The organism is Sulfitobacter sp. W074 (genome assembly GCF_025142275.1).
Taxonomy (GTDB): Bacteria; Pseudomonadota; Alphaproteobacteria; order Rhodobacterales; family Rhodobacteraceae; genus Sulfitobacter; species Sulfitobacter profundi.
In genome coordinates this window covers 3,012,527-3,034,807 of sequence record NZ_CP081130.1, presented here as the reverse complement: position 1 = coordinate 3,034,807, position 22,281 = coordinate 3,012,527, and the positions used below count along the sequence as shown (strand labels likewise).

The following is a 22,281-nucleotide window of genomic DNA, read 5'->3' as shown; positions in this document are numbered from 1 at the left end:
CACCTTTGGAGCGCAGCAGCGCTCTGAAAGAGGAATGAGCCACGTTCCAGATGCGCTTGGAACGTGGCTCTCCCTCGGGGCTGAGTCTCCCGGTCAGCTTCCGAGGAACTGGTCGAACTGGGTCCAGAGTGAGTTGTCCAACAGCAAGTTGAACCGGAAATAGAACCCTTCGTCATAGAGGCCGCTTTGCCCTGCCACCCGGCCACGGGCCTTGTTGTAGCCGAGCGCCAGCAGGATACCTTCGCGCGGGGTGAAGCCGAATTCGGCGCCGATCCCGTTGGAAGAGTTGCCCTCGCTGTCCCACAGGTGCGTGGCGTTGAGGCCGAGTTGGAAACGGTCGTCGCCAAATTCGTAGTTCAGACCGCCTTGAATCAGCTGCGTGGTGGTATTGGCCGCCGCGCCGGCATGGGTGCCGATCTTTTGGTACTGGCCGGCATATTTGCCGTTGATCCGCAGGTCGGCATCGATCTCGTAATTCGCATCGATCGACCATAGGTGCGTTTCCGTGCTGGCGTGTTTCTCTTCCAGCCGGTGTTCGTACCACGCCAGCACATCAAGGCGGGCATTGTCCTTGGGGCGATAGGCTGCGCCGATGCGGGTGCGCATACGGCGGGAGTCTTCGCTATCCCGCCGATCAAGCGCGGCACGGCTGCGCGCCAGAACGGTGAGGTCCGGGGTGACATTGCCCGCGATGCCGATGCTGGCGTAGTGGGTTTTGCCGGATTCTTCCCATGTGGTCTCCAGTTCGGCATCGCCGACCCAATCCCCATCCGCCGATTGCCAGCTTGTGCCGATTGCGAATGATGTCAGCTCACCGTCATCGGTCTCAAGGTTCCGCGAATGCTCAAGATCGGCGCGCAGATTGGTGCTTTCGTTGATATCCCAATCGACCGACAGACCCTGCACCATGGTGGTGTCGCTTGTGCCGCCGGCTTTGGTCATCTCGGTTCGGCCAGTGACCCATTCGTTCAGCGTGTAGGTGAACCCATAGGCGGCGCGGGTGACCAGCTCGTCACTGCCGAATTGAAGCTCGATCTCATTATAGACGCGCCAGCCGTTCTTGGGCTCGTCATAGAGGCCGAGGGTCAGTTCAGTGGGGGCGTCGCCACCGAGCGGCGCGCGCAGCTGGGCTTCGATCACGGTGCCGGGGCGGGCCGCCGGGGTCCAATGTGCACCCAGGATCAAGGCCGTGTCGCTTTCGCTTCCGGAGGCGGTGCGGTCGCGGCTGTATTCAAGACCAATCTCGCCGCGCAGGGTCTTGCTCAGATGCCGCGAATAGATCGCATCCACGGTCAGCCGAGCGCTGTCGTTGACCCGGTCACGTGTGTATTCCGCGCCAAAGGCGATGTCGCTGCGCTGATCGATCTCTTCGCCATAGCTTAGGCGGACTTGGCTGGTACCTGGGCGGGCCAGTCCGCCCTGAGCGTAGAAATCGCGCCCGGTGTGGATCGCCTCGAAAGCGAAATGGCGGGTCTCGGTCTTCAACTCATAGGACAGGCGCGCGGCGGTGTCGTTCTCGCCCATGGCGTTTTCCGAGCGGGCGACTTCGGCCTCCCACAGGCCGCCTTGGCGGTCTTCGTGCTGGATATAGGCAGAGTGCATCCGCTGGCGGGCCGTGTTGCCAAGGGGGGCGTCGGCATGCACCGCACGGGCGCCGATGGAGGTCCGCTCGGACAGGGCATAGTTCACCTCGCCTCCGTAGAGCCAATAGGCCTCGGCGCCCTCGGCTTCGACCTCATAGGTCACGCGGATTGACACGGGGTTGCCGTCAAGGTCGAACTGGCGCACCGGCGTGTCGAAGGTGATCGTGTTGCGGAAGAAGTCGAGCAAGTAGTCGGTGCCGCGCAGCAGGGGCGTGGCCGACAGGATATCGCCGCCATCTTCGTCCCGAACAAGGATTTCCACACGCTCGGACCCCTGCACATAGCCGCTCAGGTCAAGGTCATAGGGGCCAGAAACACCGCGCCCGCGGATTTCCTGTTCCTGCTGCTCCTGCGCGGTGCGGGCCGCAAAGACGGTGACCGATACGCGGTCGTTCTCCCAGTGACCTTTGGCGCCGGTGGCCACACGTTGCAGGCCGCCCAGTTTCAGCGCGCTGGCCTCAGGCTCGATGGCGATATCGCCGTAGAGCACGTAAGAGCGGCCCTTCTCCACCTTCACGAAAAGGTTGGATGAAGATTGCGCATCGGCACCGCGTTCGGAATTGTCGCCATAGACGGGGTAGTATTCCTCTCCGCGGATGTCGCGGAACAGGCTGTCTTCGGTGTCACGGTCCGAGCTGTAGCGCAGGGTCAGCAGGGCGTCGCCACGGATCACCCCTTTGAGGTAAAGCTCACCGCGGATCCCGGTTGTGGTGTCTTCGAAAGCGCTGATGCGGTCTTCTTCGATGACATTACCCGCGTCCCCGCTCAACGATACCGCGCCTTCGATCACGCCGATCAGAACCCGTTCGTTCAGATCCGGGGTGAAGGTCAGCCGCGCTTCAGCCTCGCCAAAGGACGACCGTACGGTGATCAGATCGGGGCCAGAGGCCTGCGGTGGGATGAGGTTAAAGGTCGCCTCACCATTGTCGAGATAGGCCTGCACGCCGGGCGCGCTGCTGCGGATGTCGGTCACATCCCAAAGCGACCGGCGGGCCGAAAGGGTCACCGTGCCGGACGCGGGCACCGGGCGACCCCGGGCGTCGAGCACGCGCACCACCACCGGCACCACAGAAGCGGGATTGGCCGCGGCGGTTTCCGGCAAGAGGATCTCAATCCGGGCGGGTTTGCCGGGCGCGGTAAGGCGCAGTTCCTTGCGGACACGTTCGATGCCGAAGCCGTCACGGCCCACCAGCGTCAGCACGTTCTCGCCCGAGCCCAGTTTCACCGCCACATATTCCAGCGCCTGCACGTTGTTCTTTTCCAGACTGGTGCGCTCTCCTACCCGGTCGCCGCCAAGCTCGCGGCCATTCACCAAAAGCGTCAGCGTCAAGTCAGCCTTGCCCTTAATCCGGATGTTCTGGGTGGCGCGGGTGACGGCGGTGTCTTCGGCAAAGTCGACAAAGCCGGGGGCGCTATCAAGGTTAGGGATCATGCTGTCGAGCGTTTGGCGCTGCGCCGAGGCACGGGCGGCTTGAGCCACAGAGGAGGCGTCGACCCCGGCCTCTTCGTTTTGTGCGGCGACCATGCCGGGGGTCAGCTGGGTGGTGGTGGCGATGCCAGCCTCGCCGCGCACCGACCGGGTGCTGCTGCGCTGGCCGTCGATCGGCAGATCGGTTGCATTCACGCCCGGGGTCTGACGTTTTCCGGCGAAATGATCACGACGTTTGCTGACTTCTTTGAGCGCTTCGGGGGTGCATTGGGCCACGGCAAAGTTCTCGGTTCTAAGCTCGCCCTTTTTCAGTGGCACCACGCGCGACCCACCGCGGCGCAGATCGTTGGTGCGGGTCACTTGCACCGCACTCCCAGCGGGGAGGGTTTCGGGCTGCACGAGGAAAGCGTGGGTCACCGGGCGCATGCCGTTGAGCGAATAGGCACCATTGATATCGGTCACAACAAAGAGCCCTTCTTGGGTCACGATGCGCACGCCGGGAATGCCCGGCTCATCCTCGGCGCGGTCGCGCAGACCGTTGCCGTTGCAATCCATGAACACGGCGCCCAGGACGGTGCCCTGCCGGGCAAAAACACCGCCCGAATTGTCGAGCCGTACCATCGCGCGGGCGGTCTGCGACTGCTGCAGCGCCCCGGTGCCTGCTTGGCGGCCCGACAGGATCGCGGTGTTTTCAATGCGGCCTTCGCGGGCTGCTGCAGAGAATTGCATCACATAGGACAGCTCATGGCTTGTCAGCGGCTCAAGCATGCCCACGTCAAAGCGCAGATCGCCGTTGCCGATCTCTTGCGGATCGTCCAGCGGCTCGCCGTTAAGGGTGACCGTGCCGGGAACAAAGTTCACACCATAGGCCGGGCGGTCGAGGATCTCGCCACCGATCAGGGCCTGATGCATGTTGTTGGTAAAGCTGAGCGTATAGGTGACGAATTCACCATGGCCCACGCTGTCGAGGTCCGCAGCCTTGTCCAAGGCCAGCGGCGTGCCGTAATTCGGATCCACCGGAATATCGGAGACAAAAAGCGCGCCGCCTGCGTGGTTGAAGGCGTTGCCCCAACCTGCATCCATCACCTTGCGGCCCATCCCGGCATAGTCCAGCCGGGCGGAGGGGAAGACCCAAGTGGGCGCATCCATCACGGCATAGCGGTAGTCGCCTTCGGGCATTTCGGAAAAGGTAAAGAACCCGCGTTGGTCAGTCTGCGTGCGGGCCATTTCATTGCCCGTACGCGCATCGACAAGGGCGACGGACACATCGGAAACCGGGGCGTTGGAGACGGAGTTGAACAGGAAGTTGCCGGGGTTGATCATCAGATCGTCCTCAAGCACCTCACTGTCGCAGGTCGCCGTGGCGATGAAGCTGTCGCCAAAGTCTGTGGCCATGACCTGATCCCCGGCGACGGCGGGCGACATCTGCGCCAACGGCAGGGCGGGGGTGAGGAAGATGCCGGTATTCGCGCCGGTCTCGGTCGCGATGATCGTTTCCACGTCGCCGGTCAGCATGCTGCGGATCGTCACCGCTGTGCTGTCGACCTCGGTGCTGACGTTGCAGGTGCCTGAGGTGAGACGCAGACGGGTGTCGCTGCCCGGTGTGCCATAGGGTTGATCGGCGCCGGTTTCGGGGTGCTCGAACACCAATGTGCCAGCTGTCTCCGACTCGCGGTCATAGATCACGGTGTTGGAGGCCAGCAGTAAGGTGCTCTCTTGGTTGTTGTAAAAGGCAGAGGCGGTGTTGTGCACCTCGACCTTGCCCAAGGCGGCAGGCACGCGCACCGAAAAGCTGGGATCGGTGGCATGGCCGATGGCGTAGTCGCCCTCATGAAAGAAGGCCACCGCATCTACATCGTGGGAAAGCCCTGCGGGGACCACGCTGAGGTATTGGTGCGCGGGGGCGCCGCGCATATGGACAAGGGCCGTCATGGTTCCCGAATCCTGCACCGTGTTAAACACGGTATTCAGCGGGATCGCATCGCGCAGCAAGACACCGGTCCGGGGTGTGCCGTCGATCACGATGGGCTGGCCGTCGATCTGCGGATAGCCAAAGGCGTCCCGCTCGGAGTCGTTGCGCAACCGCAGGGTGTAGGTGATGAGCGCGCCTTCGTCGTTTTCCGAGACGACCTGCTCTTTGGAAACTTCGAGCCCGCCTTCTTCGACGCGCGAGACTCCCACCGCTTCTTCGCTCAGGCTTTGGCCATCTTCGGTCACGGCAGAGGCCGTCAACATGCTGGCGAACTGGGTGCTTACAGGGGTGTCTGCGGAAATGCGGAACTCATAGATCAGTTGCAGCCGCTCTCCCGCCGCAAGCATGATGGGCGCGGACATGTCGACCGCCCGGTCTTCGACATCGATCAGGCCGTTGCCGTTCAGGTCGGGGAAAAGCGATTGGCGGGACATCATTTGGGCGCTGCCCTGTTCGCCAATGCTGAGCGATGTGGAAAGCGGCACGTTGCCGGTGTTGATCACGTCGAAATGGTAGCGGCCAAAGGCGCCGCGGGTCAGCAGAAGGTCGGAGTAGCCGGTCACTTCCAGCCCGGGAACTGCGGCGACTTCGGCCCGAACCGGGTTTGAGAAGACACGTTCCATGATGCCAAGGGAGGTATTGAAATAGCTGACTTCTGCCACGTTGCGGATGAAAGATCCGGCGGGGGCCGGGGCGGCGGCGGCGGTGTGGGGCAGAAGGCTCAGGCTCATTGCGGAGGCGCTGATCAGGGCCAGAGCCGGGCGGGCTTTAGACATAAGGAAACTGCGCATCAGCTTGCTCCTGTGCGATCCCTAGAAAGGGCATGAAATAATTGGGGAGACGAAAACGGGGGTAGAAGGGGGTGCCCCCGGGTGAGCGTTGCTCAGCCCGGGGGCACCGGAGAGGTCGGTTAGTCGTCGACCCGCACGGTGAACTCTACCCGGGCAAAGCCGCCGGGAAGGATCGTGCCATGTGTGCTCGATACGTTGGTCGAGGTGACGGTGGCCGTGCTGGTGCCCGGGAACAGGCTCTCTGGGCAGGCACCGCCACAGTTTGTGACCGCGGTATAGGCCGGTGCGGCGTCCGAGATGATCACGTTGTCCGCCGCAGAGGCGCCCGTGTTCTCGGCTTCGACCATGTAGCGGATGCACTGGCCGGGCTCGACATCAAGACGGGTCTTGGTGAAGGTGCCCACGGTGCCATCGCAGCCCGCGTCGATATACTGATACTTGCTCAGTGTGACATCGCCCGAGATGATGACCACGCGGTCTTCGACGGCGTTATTGGTCTGGTCGATATCGGTCCCGGTACCGTTCAACGTGTTGTTGATCGAGATCGTGCCGACTTCGGAGACACCTTGGGTGGCTGTCGATGGCGTCTGTACACGGTAGATCAGCGAGATGCTGTCGCCCGGAGCAAGCCCGTTGACACCCGGCGAAACACCGTCTGTCAGGTCATCAAAGTTGTCGATCACCGGCTCGGATGGATCGATCACGCCATTGCCGTTCTGGTCCCAGAAGATCGCGCCGGAGAAGTTGGTCAGACCGGATTCGGTGATCGACGCCTCGGTGATGGCCACGTTCCCTTCGTTCGAGATGGTGTGGAGGATGTCCACGATACCACCCGGCGAAGCCTGCGCGCTTTGGTTGTCGATGATCTTCACGTCGTAGATTTCGTTGACCGTGACTTGGTTGACGATACGGTCACCCTGTCCCGAGACGGAAGAGACGACCGCGATGTCGACCAAGGTATCGCCGGGCAGGGCGTCATCGGCCGGGGTGATCACCGCACGGATGGCCTGCGAATCACCTGCCGGGATGGTGCCTGTGTTCGACACGATCGACCCGTCTGGCAGTTGGAACTCAACCGTCCAGCCTGCGGGCAGGGCCTGATCCAGCGACAGGTTGAAGCTGTCCGAGGTCGGGCCGTTGTTTTCGACCAGCATGTCAAAGACGACAGATTCACCGGGGTCCGCCGTTTCGGTGATCCATGGGTTGCCACCGTTTGTCGGGGCCGCGCCATCACCTTCGGAACCGACCACGGCGTTTTCAAGGTCAACCGAAGCTGCCAGCACCGCGCCTGAGAATTCAGCGGTCGATACGTCAGAGACGCCCGAGTTGTCCGACGTGGTGGTGATTGTCGCGGTGTAGTTGGTGGTCGCGGTTGGTGTGACGTCTGATGGCAATGTGGCAATCAACGTCACCTTGGCGCTTTCCCCGATGGCCAGCGGACCAACAGAGCTTACCACCGGTGTGACACCATCCGCACCGACAAAGCGGAAGGTGGTACCGTTCGGGAAGTCCACATTGGCCACGTCGAGCTGCAGGCTGTCCGGGCTGTTGGAGAGGTTGGTCAGCACGAATTCCTGACGGATCACGCCGCCTTGGTAGACATCGCCGGTTTCCGTGACGACATCGTTGCTCGCGGCGTCATCGTCGGTGCCCGAGGCAATCGCCGCATTGGCGGTGCCGTTGGAGTTGATTGCCGTATCGGCAATCGCCACTGCATATTGGTTGTCCACGGTGACAGAGGCGGTGTTCGACGGCGGGAAGGCTGTGCCGTCAACGTCTTGGGTCGCCACGTTGGTGATGATGCCCGCATTGGCGGTATCCGCGATCACGGCACGGAAGGTCACCTCACCCGAGCGGCCAGAGCCGACAGAGGAGATCAGGAAGTTGACGTTTTGGCCGTCATCATAGTCCCAAGCGATTGTCTCGCCGGAGCCGTTTGTGGTGTCCACGACGGTGGAACCGTTGTCATCGTCCAGCGGTGTAGCAGAGTCAGACCAGCGGGCCGAGCCGGGAACGTAGGCCAGGCGGCCATCGAGCACGTCCTGCACAGAGTAGTTGTTGGCGGCAGCGAGACCGGTGCTGGAGTAGGTCAGCGTGATGGTCACTACGTCGCCCGCGTCGATGATGTTTGGATTGGCGCCGCCTGAGGGGTCTGCTGTCATCGATTTGACCAACTCGACAATCGCGTCGTTAGAGATTGTCAGCGTGTCCGTGTTGGTGCTCAGCACGGTGCCGTCGAGGGTCGAGGCCGCCGTCACGGTGATCGTGTCAGAGCCGGTCGCCGTGGAGGCGACGGAGGCTTCGATCACGATGCCGAACTGCTCACCCGGGGCAAGGGTCGGAGTCTCGGTCAGCGGTGTGGCGCTATCGGCCACGCCGTCCATATTGGCGTCGGGGTAGAAGACCAGTTGCGACGTATCAAGCGTGCCGGTGTCGGTTTCCACCGCGGTAAGAGCGAAGGCATCCGGGCCGTTACCATCGTTGGTAATGATGTGCGGCAGGAAGGCCTTGCCGCCGGGGGCGATCGTCTCGGAGTTGTCGGAGGTCAATGTCACGCCGGCAACTTGCTGAACGATCGTCTCAACGGTGTTGGAGGTTACCGTGATCGTGTCGCCCGCCGCGTTGGTATAGGTCGCGACGGCTTGGTTGCCGATGACCGAGCCCGCTTCGGGTGCCGCGAAAGCGACAGTGCCGATCACGGCGGTCAGAGCAACAGCGCTCACGGAGCGCAGGAAGGTTGTATGGTTTTTCACGTTAATATTCCCTAGTTCTATAGTAGTTGGAGAGAGAGAGTGGAGAGAGAGGCGCCGGAATTAGTTCAGGCGCACGCGGTAGCTGTTGAAGGCGGAGGCGCCTGCTTCGAGCGGTTCCGAGAGGGTCCAGCGCACGGCGGCGACGGCTTCTTCGGGAAGAGGCTCTTCGGTCATGTTGCCATTGGCATCGACGACCTTGCGGGTGGCGGGAACGGTCGACCATTCCAGCCCTTCCTGCTCTGGGTCCATCTCGGCCTGGACTTCAAAGACCGCGGCGACAGAGGTCACTTCGGCCCCAAGGGCGAGAGAGACGCCATCAGGAACCGGGGCGGCGATGACGAGCCCCTCCATCGCGCCTTCGGTCGTGTTCTGGTGGCGCAGCTCATAAGAGATCACCTCGCCCGGGCGGATCGTTTCACGCTCAACGAGGACTTCTTCGCCCTCGGCATTGGTTTCCACCACGCGGAAGGAGAATTCGCTCGTGAGCGCGTCGGCGGCAGCCGCGAAACCCGCGAGGGACAAGGCCGTACTCGCAATGAGTGTCTTGGATAATTGGGAGATATGGATACGCATCTAGTAGTTCCCTTGTGGGCCGGTGAAGAGCCGGCAGTTGCAATGAACGGACACGCTCATTGCGTTGTCCTGTTCTCATCTTCGGGGAATCGAATACCGATATCATCTGAGCGAAGGGTTAACTCGCTGAGCCTCTGGTCAGACGGTTAGTCGAAAGGATAGGCGCCCCTATCGGGTCGCGCCCCGGCCTATCATTTGGCGCGGGGATGGCGCTGGGGGCGGGGCGGATAGATGGTTAATTTTGCAGGGAAAAATGCAGTTTCCGAATCTTTGATCCGGTGCAAAACGCCATAGGCTAAACGCAAAAACGCCCGCGCGGGGCGGGCGATTATGGTTTACAAGCCAGAGGGCAAATTGGGCGCGCTACGGGGGGCCGCGCAGGGTCCGGGCCGGGGCGTTTCAGGCGGCGAAAACGGGCCTCAAACGAAGCCCGCGTCGCGCGCAATGATCGCTGCATCCGTACGATTCTTTGCGTCCAGTTTTCGGCAAAGTGTTTTCACGTGCAGTTTGATCGTCACTTCTTGCAGATCGAGGTCGCGCGCGATCTCTTTATTCGACTGCGCGCTCATCAATCCGCGCAGCACTTGGCGCTCACGCTCGGACAAGGCTTTCTCGAAATCCGTCTCTTCGGGATTGTCTTTGCCCGACATGAAGGTGACCGGGGCATAGGTCTCCCCGGCGGCCATAAAGCGGACCGCGTTGACCAGTGACTTGGCGGGCAGGGTTTTGGGCAGAAAGCCGATTGCCCCCATTTCCAGCGCCTGTTCGGCGATCAGCCGGGTGGCGGTGCCAGAAATCAGCCCGACGGGGCGGCCCTCGTTGATACCAAGCACGGTTTGCAGGCCCTGCAACCCTTTCATACCGGGCATCGTATAATCGAGCAGAACCAGATCGTAGGGCGGCTCGGACTTGATCTTGTCCAAGGCACCGGCCAGATCGCATGCCGCTTCGGTGACGGTCGCCCCATCGGCATCAAGGAACATGGCAATGGTCTCTCGAACCATGTCGTGATCATCGGCAATTAAAATACGCAAAGACATAATAGATCTCCTGAAGCCCAAATGGCCGGCGTTCTCTAATGGGTAGAGTGTGCCCGTTCGAAAAGAAAGATGAAAGCCCAAGGAACAAAGGACGCAAAGGCATGCGCCGCTATCCTTTGGTATGGCAGGGCGGGGCGCTCCGGGGCAGGCGCGCCTATCCTTTGGTATAGGGGGGATGCGCTTCTGCGCATTCGCGCCTCTCATTAGGTCAGGGTATGGTCAGGTCATAACGCCAGATAAGGAACCAAGACATGATTTTTCAGAATCTTAGCAAGACCATCACCGCAGCCGCGCTCACAATGGGCCTTGCTTCGGCGGTTGCCGCCCAAGACGAAGAGGCCGTGCTCAACGTGACGCTGGCCGGTGAAACCCATAACTTTACCCTGTCTGACCTGCAGTCGATGCCGATCTCAAGCTTTGAAACGACAACCATCTGGACCGATGGCTCGCAGGAGTTCGAAGGCGTTTCCCTCAAGGATCTGTTCGACACGTTGAACGTCGAAGACGGCACGATCACCGCGACGGCCATCAATGACTATGCTGTGGAAATCCCGATGTCCGACGCCGTCGAAGGCGGCCCGATCATCGCCTACTACACCAATGGCGAGGAAATGTCGCGCCGGGACAAGGGGCCACTTTGGGTCGTCTACCCTTACGACAGCGACATCGCCTACCAGACTGAACTGGTCTACAGCCGGTCGATCTGGCAGCTTGACCGCATTAGTGTCGAGTAACTGACAATGGCGCAGAGGGCTTGGATGAACGACGCAGGAAAATTCGGACCCGCGCGCGCCAGAAGCCGACAGGTATTGATGCTTATCCTCGTGGCGGGGATGAGCATCGCCGCCTATCTGGCCTATAACGTCTGGGATCGCATTCAGGCGCTCGACAGTGCGCAACAAGACCACGCCGAATGGGTTTTTACCCAGATTGAGATCGAGTTCCTCAAGACTGACCGCGCATTGGCGCAGGCGAAATCCGCCACGCCCGAGGCGCTGGAAGAGTTCCGCAAGCGGTTCGACATCTTCTACAGCCGCGTTTTGCTGGCCGAACGGATGCGCAATAACGCAAAGGCCAAACCCAAGATTCGCGAACTGCGCATCCTGCTGGATGGGTTCTTACCGGCGATTGATGGCACTGACGTCGAACTGGCCGCAGCGCTGGATGATATCGATACGATGCTGCGCAGCGTCGAGGATGTCCCGCGTGAGATTGCCTTGACCTCTATCGCCATCGCCAACGAGATGTCCCAGAACGAACGCCATGAGATCGTGCGACTGATCGCAGTGATGGCGGCGATCGTGTTGATCGTCACCCTTGCCTTGGTCGGCGCGGTCTACCGCCTGTCGCGGCAGGCCAGCCGGTTGAACCGCACCTCGCAATTGGTTGAAGAAAACCACCTGCGCCTTGCCACCACCCTTCAAGCATCGCTCGACGCCATCGTCGTTATCAACGACCACGGCGAGATCGAAGATTTCAACGGCTCCGCCGAAGAGATATTCGGAATCACCCATGAGGCCGCAAAGGGCAGGGACTATATCAGCCTGTTGATCCCGCCCGCCGACCGCAGCGTGCACCGCGAACGGCTTGAAAAATTCCGCCAGACTGGAGAGACGGAGGTCGCCGATAAGGGCCGCCGCGAGTTTGAAATGATCGACCAAACCGGGCGCATTTTCCCGGTCGAGATGTCCGTGTCGCAATCGCCCGTGGGGCAGGGGGCGCTGTTCATCGCTTATATCCGGGACATCACCGAAAAACGCCTCCGCGAGGCCGAGATCATTGCCGCGCGTGACGAAGCCCTTGTTGCCTATCAGGAAAAGTCGCGCTTCTTCGCCATGATGAGCCACGAGATGCGCACGCCCCTCAATGGTGTGATCTCGGCTTTGCAACTGCTGCAAGATGACCGGCTCGACGATGAGCAAAAGCGCTATCTCGATGCGGGGATGACCTCGGGTGAGATTTTGTTGGGCCATATCAACGACGTGCTGGCCATCGAGCGCAGCGAGGCGGGCACCTATGAACAGGTGCGTCAGACCTGTGACATGACGGTGCTGATGGCGGGAATCATCAACACGATGGACCCTCTGGCCGAGGCCGGGGGCACGCGGCTGCACCTAGATTTGACGCAGTTGGACGACAAGGCCATCGTGACGGACCCACGGGCGATCCAGCAGATTTTGGTCAACCTTCTGAGCAACGCGATCAAGTTTAGCCCCGGCGGTGATGTGACATTGCGCGGGTGGTTCGCCGAATCTGGCTCAGAGGGGGAGGAGTTCCACCTTCAGGTCGAGGATGACGGACCCGGCATTCCGGCGGGGGATATCGACCGTATCTTCGAAGACTTCGTCTCGCTCGACAGCCGCTATGAGCGGCGCACTGGGGGCACCGGTTTGGGGCTTGGGATCGTGCGTCGTTTGGTCAAACGTTTGGGCGGCGAGATTACCTGCGACTCGACCGTGGGAGAGGGGGCATGTTTCACGCTGCGCTTGCCGGTGAAACTTGCTGATCTGGCAGAGATCGACTGCGACGCCGCCCCCGACCCACAGAAAAAACGCGTCGAGATGCTGCCAGCAAAGCGGCTCAACCTGCTGCTGGTGGACGACAATGAGATCAACTGCGAACTGATCATGGCAATGCTGGAGAAGATCGGCCATGATGTCACCCTTGCCACCGGTGGGCGCGCGGCGATCGAGCTTGCCGAAGACGCGCCCTTCGATGCGATCCTCATGGATATCTCCATGCCCGAGGTGAATGGCATTCAGGCGACCAAGGCGATTCTCTCCGGCGATGGCCCCAATCGGGAGACGCCGATCATCGCCGTGACCGCCCACGCCTTGCCGAAAGAACGGGCGGAGTTCAGCGCGGTCGGGATGTCGGGGTTTTTGCAAAAGCCGCTGGATATGAAAGTGCTGCGTGCAAAGCTGCGCGAGCTTTCGGGGCGTGAGGTGATGCCGGAACAGGCCCTGCCAGAGCGTTTGGCCAGCGCGCAGACATCGGTGCAGGCGAAATCCGCGAAACGGCCTTTGTTGAACGAACAACAGATCGCGGACCTGATCGACCTATTGGGCGTGGAGAAACTGCGGGAGCGGATGGAAAAGCTTGGCCAAAAGGGCGCGGATGACCTGCCCGCATTGATGGCCGCCGATGGCCTGCCCGATTTGCAGGCGCAGGCCCATGCCATGGCCGGGATGTGCGGCATGCTTGGGGCGGACCGGCTGCACGGCCTGCTCAAGGAGATCGAGACCGCCTGCAAGACCGGCAAAGACGGCGAAGCGCGCGGGCTGTCAAAGGCTTTGCCCGAAACTTGGGACGCGACGCTGGCGGCAATGAAGGCGCAGGTCGGTCTGTAACGGGGGCGTGTCTGACCGGGGGGGCGGCAACCTATCCTTAAGACTAGCCCGTTTATACCCCCGCCCAGATGCAGCGATGCAAAGCGCGACCTATAGTTAGACATACCCGCCGATAGACGGGTCTGCACGAAGGCGTCGTTGACCAGAACAATGACCGCGTCCCAAGCTGGCAACCGGTTCATTTCGACCGTTTCGCCTGAGAATATGCTTCACGACGCGGGCCTTCTCGGGAGCTGCTGCCCGTTCCCCTACCCCAGGGAGTGGCTCCTCGATAGACTTGCAGCGATGCGCCCCACCGGTTTTCCTGTCCCTCCCCTCGGGGGAAACCGGGGGCGCATACGGGCGGTCTGGCGGGGCTGTTTCACCTATCTGTGCGTTTATCACGCTTGTCGCAGCCGCATCTGGGCCGACCGCGCGCACCTTCGCTTTGGCACGGCCCAACCCCACGATCCGATGAACTGCCCTGTTGCATCCCCGCCCACTGGGGCATAACAGACAATAGTTTACTAAAAGAATCGGATTAAGGGGGCCGCAGTGCTCAGAACATTGTCATTCATTTGCTTGGCCTTTGGCGCGACTGCCGCCTCGGCACAGGACTTTCCCGTCACCGTTGAACACGCCTTTGGCGAAACCATCATCGAAGAGCGGCCCGAACGGGTGGCGTCTGTCGGCTGGGCCAATCACGAGGTGCCCTTGGCGCTCGGCATCGTGCCCGTCGGCTTTGCCCGCGCCTCATGGGGGGACGACGATGGCGATGGGCTGCTGCCTTGGGTGATCGAAAAGCTTGATGAATTGGACGCAGAGGTGCCCACGCTTTTTGACGAGGGCGATGGCATTGATTTCGAAGCCGTGGCCAGCACCCAGCCCGATGTGATCCTTGCCGCCTATTCCGGTCTGTCGCAGTCGGAATATGAAACGCTCAGCCGCATCGCGCCGGTCATCGCCTATCCCGAAGCCGCATGGACGACGACATGGCGCGAGATGATCCGCCAGAACGCGGCGGGCCTTGGCATGGCCGAAGAAGGTGACGCGATGGTCGCCGAGATCGAAGAGCGTATCGCCACCGCCCGCGAAGAATATCCCGAACTGGCTGGCAAAACCGGGATGTTCGTCACTCACCTCGATCCGCGCGACCTCAGCACCATCGGTTTCTACGCCGCCGCCGACCAGCGGGTGCAGTTCCTGACCGACATCGGCATGGCAACGCCCCAAGCGGTGCGCGAGGCCAGCGAGGCCGGGAAATACTCGGGCCGTGTGAGTGCCGAGCGGATCGATCGGTTCGAAGACGTGGATGTCGTGGTCACCTATGGCGATCAGGCGCGGTTGGACGAACTGGCCAAGAACCCGCTGATCGCGCGTTTCCCCGCCGTCGCCCGTGGCTCGGTCGTGCTACTGGCGAATGACCCGATGGGCACCGCCGCGAACCCGACGCCGCTGTCGATCGACTATGTGCTCGACGATTATCTTGCACGGCTGAGCGCGGCCGCCACGCGCGGGGAATAATGCAGGTGCAGCGCCCCCAACGGCTGGCTGGTCTCGCGCTTTTGCTGGGCCTGCTGCTGCTGATGACCGGCCTGTCGCTGACCGTGGGCGCGCGTTCAGTGCCTTGGGCCGAGACCTGGGCGGGCATGACCGGCCGGATTGAGACCATCGGCGCTGCGGCGGTCGCGGTGCGGATGCCGCGCACGGCGCTGGCCATTCTCGCGGGGGGCGCGCTTGGCCTTGCGGGGGCGGTGATGCAGGGCATCAGCCGCAACCCACTGGCCGATCCGGGTATTCTGGGCGTGAATGCGGGCGCGGCGCTTTTCGTCGTGGTGGGCATCGCTTGGTTCGACATCAGCGGCGCGCAGAGCTTTCTGTGGCTCGGCATCGCCGGGGCCGGGGTGACGGCGGTTTTCGTCTATCTGATCGGCTCCGCCGGGCAGGGCGGGGCGACCCCGCTGAAGCTGACCCTTGCTGGCACGGCGACCTCTGTGGCGGTGTCGGCCTTTATCATCGCGGTGGTCCTGCCGCGCAATGACATCGCGGGCTCTGTGCAATCTTGGCAGGTGGGCGGCATCGGCGGCGCGAGCTTTGAGACGCTCTTGCCCGCCTTGCCCTTCGCGCTGGTCGGGTTTGCGCTAAGCCTCGCCTCGGCCCGGGTGCTCAACGCATTGGCCTTGGGCGAAGAGCTTGCCACCGGCCTTGGTCAGAGCGTCGCCTTGGGCCGGGTCATGGCGGCGGCGGGGGCTGTGATCCTCTGCGGCACGGCGACGGCGCTTTGCGGGCCGATTGGCTTTGTCGGGCTGGTGGTGCCGCATCTGTGCCGGATGATCGCAGGCGTTGATTACAAGCTGGTGTTGCCGCTCTCGGCCTTGGCGGGGGCCTCCATGCTGGGGCTATCGGACGTGCTAGGCCGGGTCATCGCGCGCCCGAATGAGTTGGACGTGGGCATCGTCACTGCCTTTGTCGGCGCGCCCTTCTTTATCTGGACGGTGCGCAATCACAGGATGCGTGGGCTATGAGCGATGTGACCTTCACCGCCCCGCGCAGCACCCGCCCCGTGGCGGCGGGCCGCCTTCAGGTGCTGGGGTTTCTGGCGGCGCTTGTGCTGGGCTTGGTGCTGCTGACGCTCAGCTGCGGACGGGGCTGCGTGCCGCCGGGCGATGTCTGGGCCGCGCTGACCGGTGCGCCGGAGGCGAATGCCGTTTTCGTGGTGACCGAGTTGCGTTTGCCGCGCGCGGTCATGGGGCTGCTCGCTGGGGCCAGCTTTGGCTTGGGCGGGGTGGCGTTTCAGATCATGCTGCGCAATTCGCTGGCCAGCCCCGACATCATCGGCATCAGCGCCAGTGCGGGGGCGGCGGCGGTCTTTGCCATCGTTATTCTGGCCCTCGATGGGTGGTTGGTGTCGCTCGTCGCGGTGGCGGCGGGGCTTGGGGTCGCGGCGCTGATCTGGGCGCTGTCCTCGCGCCGCGGCGCTGCGGGGGCGCGGCTGATCCTGATTGGCATCGGCGTCTCGGCCATGCTCGATAGTGTGACAGCCTATGTCTTGCTCGAAGCGCCCGCATGGGACCGGGCCGAGGCGATGCGTTGGCTGACCGGCAGCCTCAACGGTATGCAGCTTGTCCAAGCCCTGCCCGTGGCCGGGGCGCTGTTGGTGTTCGGAGGGCTGCTGGCCGTTACCGCCCGCGATTTGGAGGTGCTGCGCCTTGGCGATGACACCGCCGAAGCCCTTGGCGTGCGGGCCGATGCCACGCGGCTGCGGGTGACACTGGCCGCCGTCGGCCTTGTGGCCATCGCGACGGCTGCGACCGGGCCGATTGCCTTTGTCGCCTTCCTCGCGGGGCCCATTGCGGCGCGGCTCTTGCCGGGGTCCCGCGGATTGCTTCTGGCGGCCGGTCTGGTGGGTGCAGTGCTGGTCATCGCGGGTGACTTCGTGGGGCAGTTCCTTTTGCCCGCGCGCTTGCCTGTCGGCGTCGTCACCGGAGCAGTCGGCGCGCCCTTCCTTTTGTATCTCATCGTCCGCGCCAATAGAAATGGGGGCACGCTATGACCCACGACCACCGTCTTGAAACGCGCAATCTGGGCGCGGGCTATGAAACGCGCGTGATTTTGGAGGATGTCTCTCTCTCCCTGCCTGCGGGCAAGATCACCGCCATCGTGGGCGGCAATGCCTCGGGGAAGTCGACCCTGTTGCGGACGCTGGCGCGGATTTTGCAGCCCAAATCCGGCGCGGTCCTGCTCGATGGACAGTCGGTGCATCAGATGAAATCGCGCAAGCTGGCGCAGGTCATGGGGTTGTTGCCGCAATCGCCCGTCGCGCCCGAGGGGATCGCCGTGGCCGACCTTGTCGGGCGCGGGCGGCATCCGCATCAGGGGCTATTCTCGCGCTGGTCGGCAGAGGATGACCGCGCCGTGGCCCGCGCGCTCGCCGCGACCGGGACCGAAGAACTAGCCGAGCGCGATCTTGATACCCTGTCGGGTGGTCAGCGCCAGCGGGTGTGGATCGCCATGGCCTTGGCGCAAGAGACCGACCTGTTGTTGCTTGATGAGCCAACAACCTTTTTGGACGTCGCGCATCAAGTAGAGGTGCTGGACCTGCTTGTCGATCTCAACACCGCGCAGGGCACGACGATCGTCATGGTGCTGCATGATCTCAACCTCGCCGCGCGCTATGCCGACCACCTGATCGCCGTGGGCGATGGCGGCATCCGCGCCGAGGGGCCGCCCGCTGAGGTCCTGACAGAGGACCTGGTGAAAGCCGTCTTCGGCCTGTCGTGCCGTATTGTCAGCGACCCCGTTTCGCAGACCCCCTGCATGGTGCCGATCGGGCGCCATAAAATCGGGCAATCACGAAAAGAAGTCGCAGCTTAAAATAACTTACTAAATCAGTCAGATTGACTCTGGCGCCCTCCGTATCATAGGGGTAAGGAAATCCCGACTGATTCACTAGGTTATTACGGAGACCGCCATGCCCTCTTTTAAATTCATTCCCCTGCAACTAGGGCGCGGCTCTCTCAAGACGGCGCTATTGTGCTGTACGGCGCTGGTGCCCGGCGCAGTTTCCGCGCAAGCGACCTACCAGTTGGACGACGTGATCCTAGAGACCAGCGCGCAAACCTCAGGCGCGGCGGATGCCGAAACCGTGGTCGCCAGCGAACTCAGCAGCGGCGGCAAGCTGTCGGGAGAGATCATTGATATCCCGGCCAGCGTGTCTGTCATCACCAGCCGCGAGATCGAGGCGCGCGGTGCGGATAGTGTGGAGCAGGTGTTGAACTACACCGCCGGCGCCAGTACCGACAGCTATGGCGCGGACGACCGGTTCGACTATTTCATTCTGCGCGGGTTCGAGGCCTATACCTACCGCGATGGGCTGACATTAGGCCCGAACTTTGGGGCCATCCGCGAAGAGCCCTTTGCCTTTGAGCGTGTGGAAGTCATCCGGGGCGCATCGTCTTCGACCTTTGGCCTGTCCGACCCCGGCGGCTCGGTCAACTATGTCACCAAACGCCCGCGCGACGAGCGGTTTGGCAGTGTTTACACCTCGGTGGACTCCTACGGCAGCTTGGAAACCGGTGTGGATTTCGGCGACACGCTGGATGAAGAAGGCACGCTCAGCTACCGTTTCACCGGCCTGCTGCGCAACGGCGAGCTTGAGTACCCCTATTCCGAGAATGACGAGATCTTTGCGATGGGTGGCCTCACATGGCGTCCCTCCGATGCGTCTGAGCTGACCATGATCGTCGATCACCTTGACCGCGATTCTGTGCCCGGCAGCGGTGGTTTCCCGGCGGGCGGCGATTTTGACCGCAGCGACGTGTTCTACGGTGAGCCTGCCTATAACTACCGCGGCACCGAACGGACCACCGTTTCCGTTCTGGGCGCGCATGACTTTGGCAACGGGCTGAGCTTTGGCGGCACCCTGCGCTACAGCGACAGCGCGGATGACTTCGGCTATGCCTATGTCAGCGACTATACCCCGAATGACAGCATGGTGGACCGCGCGTACTTTGCCAGCGACGGCACGAGCGAGAACATGATCTCCGACCTGCATCTGACCTATGAGGGTTTCCTTGGCAGTGCGGCCAGCACCACCACGGCGGGGGTCGAATTCTCGTGGTCCGACGAGACCGATCAGCGCTTTTATGGCGCGGCGCCGTCGGTTGACCGCGACAACCCGAGCTACACAGGCCGTCCCACCAGCGTTCCGATTTTTGCCGATCTCGACACAGAGACGGAAGGCAAGGCGCTTTACCTTCAGCAAGAGCTGAACTGGAACGAACGTTTCATCGCCTCCTTCGGGCTGCGTCACGACTGGATCGACGTGACCGAAACCAACAACCTTGCCGGTACGGTGCAGACCAACGACATCAGCGAGACGACAGGCCGCGTGGGTCTGACCTATAAGATCAAGCCGAACGTTTCGGTCTTTGGGAACTACGCGCAGTCGGTCGTGCCCGCAGGCTTTGGCGTCGAGCCGGAAGAGGGCGAGCAGTTTGAGCTGGGCACGAAATGGCAGCCCATGGGCACCAATGCGCTGCTGACGGCCTCGGTCTATGACCTGTCGAAAAGCAACATCACCCGCACCAACCCGGCGACCAACCAGCCGGAAACCATCGGTGAAATCGGTGTCCGCGGCATCGATCTGGAAGCCAAAGCCGAGATGGGCGCCTATACCCTCACCGCGGCCTACAGCTATCTGGATGCCGAGATCAAAGAGAACGGCACCTCCGGCAACGTCGGCAACCGCCCCGGTCTGGTGCCTGAAAATGTCGCCTCGATCTGGGCCAGCCGGACATGGGAAAACCTTGGTCATGGTGATCTGACGGTCGGGTTGGGCGCGCGGTTCAACAGCGGCTATTACTACAGCGACAGCAACGCGACAGGCGAGACGGGCAGCTTTGTCGTGGTGGATGCGGCCGTAAGCTATGACCTGTCCGAGCAGACCACCCTGTCGGCCAATGTCACCAACCTGTTTGACGAAAAGCACACCTCCTACGGCGGTTTCTACGCTGACTTCTACAGCCCCGGCCGTGAAGTCACCGTGAAGCTGGCCCATAGCTGGTGAGCCTAAAGCGCGGCACCACCCTCGTGTGCCGCGCTTTTCTTTGACCGGGAGGAGCCCCAGATGACCATCGCCAAAGCCAAGACCACCATCCCGATGGACGCGCCGCAGGAGATGCTCTCGCAGATCCTGTCGCATCTTGTTGATGACCACGGCATGGCGTTTCGCGCCAAAGGGGCGACCGGTCATGTGTTTGAGCAAGACGGCTACCGGGTGGAGTTCGATCTTTGCCCGCGGGGGCTGGAAGTCAGCCTTCAAGCGCCCGGCGAAAACGCCATGCAATTCTCGAAAGAGGGCATGGTGCATCACGTGGCGGAGTTTGATCTCGCGCTGGCCGATCGCATCCGCTGGCAGGGCATCTCGCAAGAGGCCGGTGCCACGCCGCAGAACTTCCGCCTGCTGACTGTGTTGAACAGCGAAATCCTGTTCGAGGGGATGCAGCGCGTCACCCTGCATTACCCGGATATTGCCGAACTCGCCGCGCAGGGGCTGCATCTGCGGTTGATCCTGCCGCGCGATCCCAGCCGCGCACCCGTGTGGCCCGTGATGGGCGCCAACGGTGCGCCGGTCTGGCCAAAGGGCGCGGATGAGTTGCACGCGCGCTATGTCACGCTCAAGAATATCCGCGCCGCGCGCGAAGAGGTCGATATCGACGTGGTGCGCCATGGATCGGGCCTGATTTCGCAATGGGCGCAGAACGCCCATGCCGGGCAACGGATCGGGGCGATGGGACCGGTGGGCATCAGCGCCTTGCCCGAAGCCTCCTCCTATTTTCTGGCCGCAGATGGCACGGGGCTGCCCGCTGTGGCGCAGCTTTTAGCGCGCCTGCCAGAGGATGCGGTGGGCGATGTGGTGGCGGCCCTGCCGCGTGGCGTGTCCTATCGCGACTACCTGCCCAAGACCAAGCTGCGCGTCCATGCGCTGCCGCCCGCCGCGTTCGAGGCCGAGGTGCTAGGCCATGCGCAGGCGCTGACGGATGACGGTTTGGGCTATGCCTTTTTCGCCGGAGAGTTCCGGAACGCCCAGCAGTTGCGGGGGCATTTCAAAACCACCCTCGGCATGGATAAGACACGCCAGATTTGCACGGCTTACTGGCGGCGGGGCTGAGCGCGGCTTAGCGCCACGGCCCCGCGTCACCACGTCTGCCGGCCTTGGGGATACGGCTGCTGGTGGTGGGGCGGGCGCTCTCGGTCCGCACCGGGGCCGCCGTGGGCGTCATCGCACGCAGGGCCGCGATGCGGTTTTCCGTCGCCGGGTGTGTGGCAAAGAGGCTGTCATGTTTATGCGCGTGCAGCGGGTTGATGATGAACATATGCGCCGTGGCCGGGTTCCGCTCGGCGGCGTGATTGTCGATCCGCGCGGCGCCCATCGCGATTTTCTCAAGCGCTGAGGCCAGCCAGAGCGGGTGGCCGCAGATCTCGGCCCCGGCCTTGTCTGCGGCATATTCCCGCGTTCGGCTGATCGCCATCTGCACCAGCGCTGCGGCCAAGGGGGCAAGAAACATCATCATCAGCGTGCCGATCATCCCCATCCGTTCACGCGCGCCGCCAAAAAATAGGGCGAAGTTCGCCAGCATCGAAATTGCACCCGCGAAGGTGGCCGTCACGGTCATGATCGCGGTATCATGGTTGCGGATATGGGCCAGTTCATGCGCGATGACGCCCGCCAGTTCCTCGCGGCTGAGGCTTTGCATCAGCCCTTTCGTCACTGCCACGGCAGCATTGGCCGGGTTGCGCCCGGTGGCAAAGGCGTTGGGTTGCGGCGTGTCGATCAGATAGACCTTCGGTTCGGGCAGGCCCGCGTTCCGCGCAAGCTCGGCTGTGAGGGCATAAAGCCCGGTGCGGTCATTGGGGGAAACCGGCTGCGCGTTGTGCATCTTGAGCACCATGCGGTCGGAGTTCCACCACGTAAAGGCGTTCATCCCCGCCGCCACCACAAGTGCGATCAGCGCACCGCCCGATCCGCCGATCAGGTAGCCGACCCCCATGAAAAGCGCGGTCATCGCCGCCATCAGCATCGCTGTCTTTACATAGCCCATCTTGGTCTCTCGCGGTTGTCCTTTGATAGGAAATATGGGGCAGCTTTCGCGCTGTGCAAGGCAAGTGGCGGCGGGAGAGTTTGGCCCACGGTCCCGCCGCCGGATGCGATGTGCCGTTAGGCCGGGGCCGTTCCTGCGGGGCGAGTGG

General features: G+C 62.5%; 13 protein-coding genes. 8 read left to right on the top strand and 5 right to left on the bottom strand.

Going from position 1 to position 22,281, the window contains the following annotated elements; translation table 11 throughout:
- Positions 1-93 precede the first annotated feature (93 nt).
- The 4 genes from K3762_RS14995 to K3762_RS14980 all read right to left on the bottom strand — a co-directional run bounded on the left by K3762_RS14995 (position 94) and on the right by K3762_RS14980 (position 10,201).
- Positions 94-5,835 (bottom strand): hypothetical protein, encoded by a 5,742-nt coding sequence (locus K3762_RS14995; RefSeq protein WP_260010318.1) that lies wholly within the window; start codon positions 5,833-5,835, stop codon positions 94-96.
- A gap of 119 nt (positions 5,836-5,954) precedes the next feature.
- The gene (locus K3762_RS14990) at positions 5,955-8,588 is read right to left on the bottom strand and encodes an NEW3 domain-containing protein (protein WP_260010316.1); all 2,634 of its coding nucleotides are present in this window, start codon (positions 8,586-8,588) and stop codon (positions 5,955-5,957) included.
- A gap of 60 nt (positions 8,589-8,648) precedes the next feature.
- Entirely contained in the window at positions 8,649-9,161 is a 513-nt protein-coding gene (locus K3762_RS14985; protein WP_132444215.1) for a hypothetical protein, read from the bottom strand.
- 419 nt (positions 9,162-9,580) lie between these two features.
- Complete coding sequence (locus K3762_RS14980; RefSeq protein WP_067624320.1) at positions 9,581-10,201, bottom strand: response regulator transcription factor; 621 nt, start codon at positions 10,199-10,201, stop codon at positions 9,581-9,583.
- Positions 10,202-10,452: 251 nt separating this feature from the next.
- Between K3762_RS14980 and K3762_RS14975 the strand changes: the two genes are divergently transcribed.
- The 8 genes from K3762_RS14975 to K3762_RS14940 all read left to right on the top strand — a co-directional run bounded on the left by K3762_RS14975 (position 10,453) and on the right by K3762_RS14940 (position 21,202).
- Complete coding sequence (locus K3762_RS14975) at positions 10,453-10,935, top strand: molybdopterin-dependent oxidoreductase (RefSeq protein ID WP_260010313.1); 483 nt, start codon at positions 10,453-10,455, stop codon at positions 10,933-10,935.
- 78 nt (positions 10,936-11,013) lie between these two features.
- Positions 11,014-13,551, top strand: a complete 2,538-nt coding sequence (locus K3762_RS14970) for an ATP-binding protein (protein ID WP_260012830.1) — start codon at positions 11,014-11,016, stop codon at positions 13,549-13,551.
- A 534-nt stretch (positions 13,552-14,085) separates the two neighbouring features.
- Positions 14,086-15,054, top strand: a complete 969-nt coding sequence (locus K3762_RS14965; protein ID WP_260010311.1) for an iron-siderophore ABC transporter substrate-binding protein — start codon at positions 14,086-14,088, stop codon at positions 15,052-15,054.
- A complete protein-coding gene (locus K3762_RS14960; protein WP_132444219.1) occupies positions 15,054-16,055 on the top strand; it encodes an iron ABC transporter permease in 1,002 nt (333 codons plus the stop codon). Before K3762_RS14965 ends, K3762_RS14960 begins: the two co-directional genes overlap by 1 nt.
- The gene (locus K3762_RS14955) at positions 16,052-17,083 is read left to right on the top strand and encodes an iron chelate uptake ABC transporter family permease subunit (RefSeq protein WP_132444220.1); all 1,032 of its coding nucleotides are present in this window, start codon (positions 16,052-16,054) and stop codon (positions 17,081-17,083) included. Before K3762_RS14960 ends, K3762_RS14955 begins: the two co-directional genes overlap by 4 nt.
- Positions 17,080-17,904 (top strand): ABC transporter ATP-binding protein, encoded by an 825-nt coding sequence (locus K3762_RS14950; RefSeq protein WP_132444221.1) that lies wholly within the window; start codon positions 17,080-17,082, stop codon positions 17,902-17,904. Before K3762_RS14955 ends, K3762_RS14950 begins: the two co-directional genes overlap by 4 nt.
- Positions 17,905-18,001: 97 nt before the next feature.
- On the top strand, positions 18,002-20,098 hold the full coding sequence (locus K3762_RS14945; protein WP_132444222.1) for a TonB-dependent siderophore receptor: 2,097 nt from the start codon (positions 18,002-18,004) through the stop codon (positions 20,096-20,098).
- A gap of 60 nt (positions 20,099-20,158) precedes the next feature.
- Positions 20,159-21,202 carry a siderophore-interacting protein gene (locus tag K3762_RS14940; protein WP_132444223.1) on the top strand — a complete coding sequence of 348 codons (1,044 nt, stop codon included), beginning with the start codon at positions 20,159-20,161 and terminating at the stop codon, positions 21,200-21,202.
- 7 nt (positions 21,203-21,209) lie between these two features.
- Here K3762_RS14940 and htpX read toward each other — a convergent pair whose 3' ends face one another.
- A complete protein-coding gene (htpX, locus tag K3762_RS14935; RefSeq protein WP_132444224.1) occupies positions 21,210-22,133 on the bottom strand; it encodes a zinc metalloprotease HtpX in 924 nt (307 codons plus the stop codon).
- Positions 22,134-22,281: the final 148 nt, after the last annotated feature.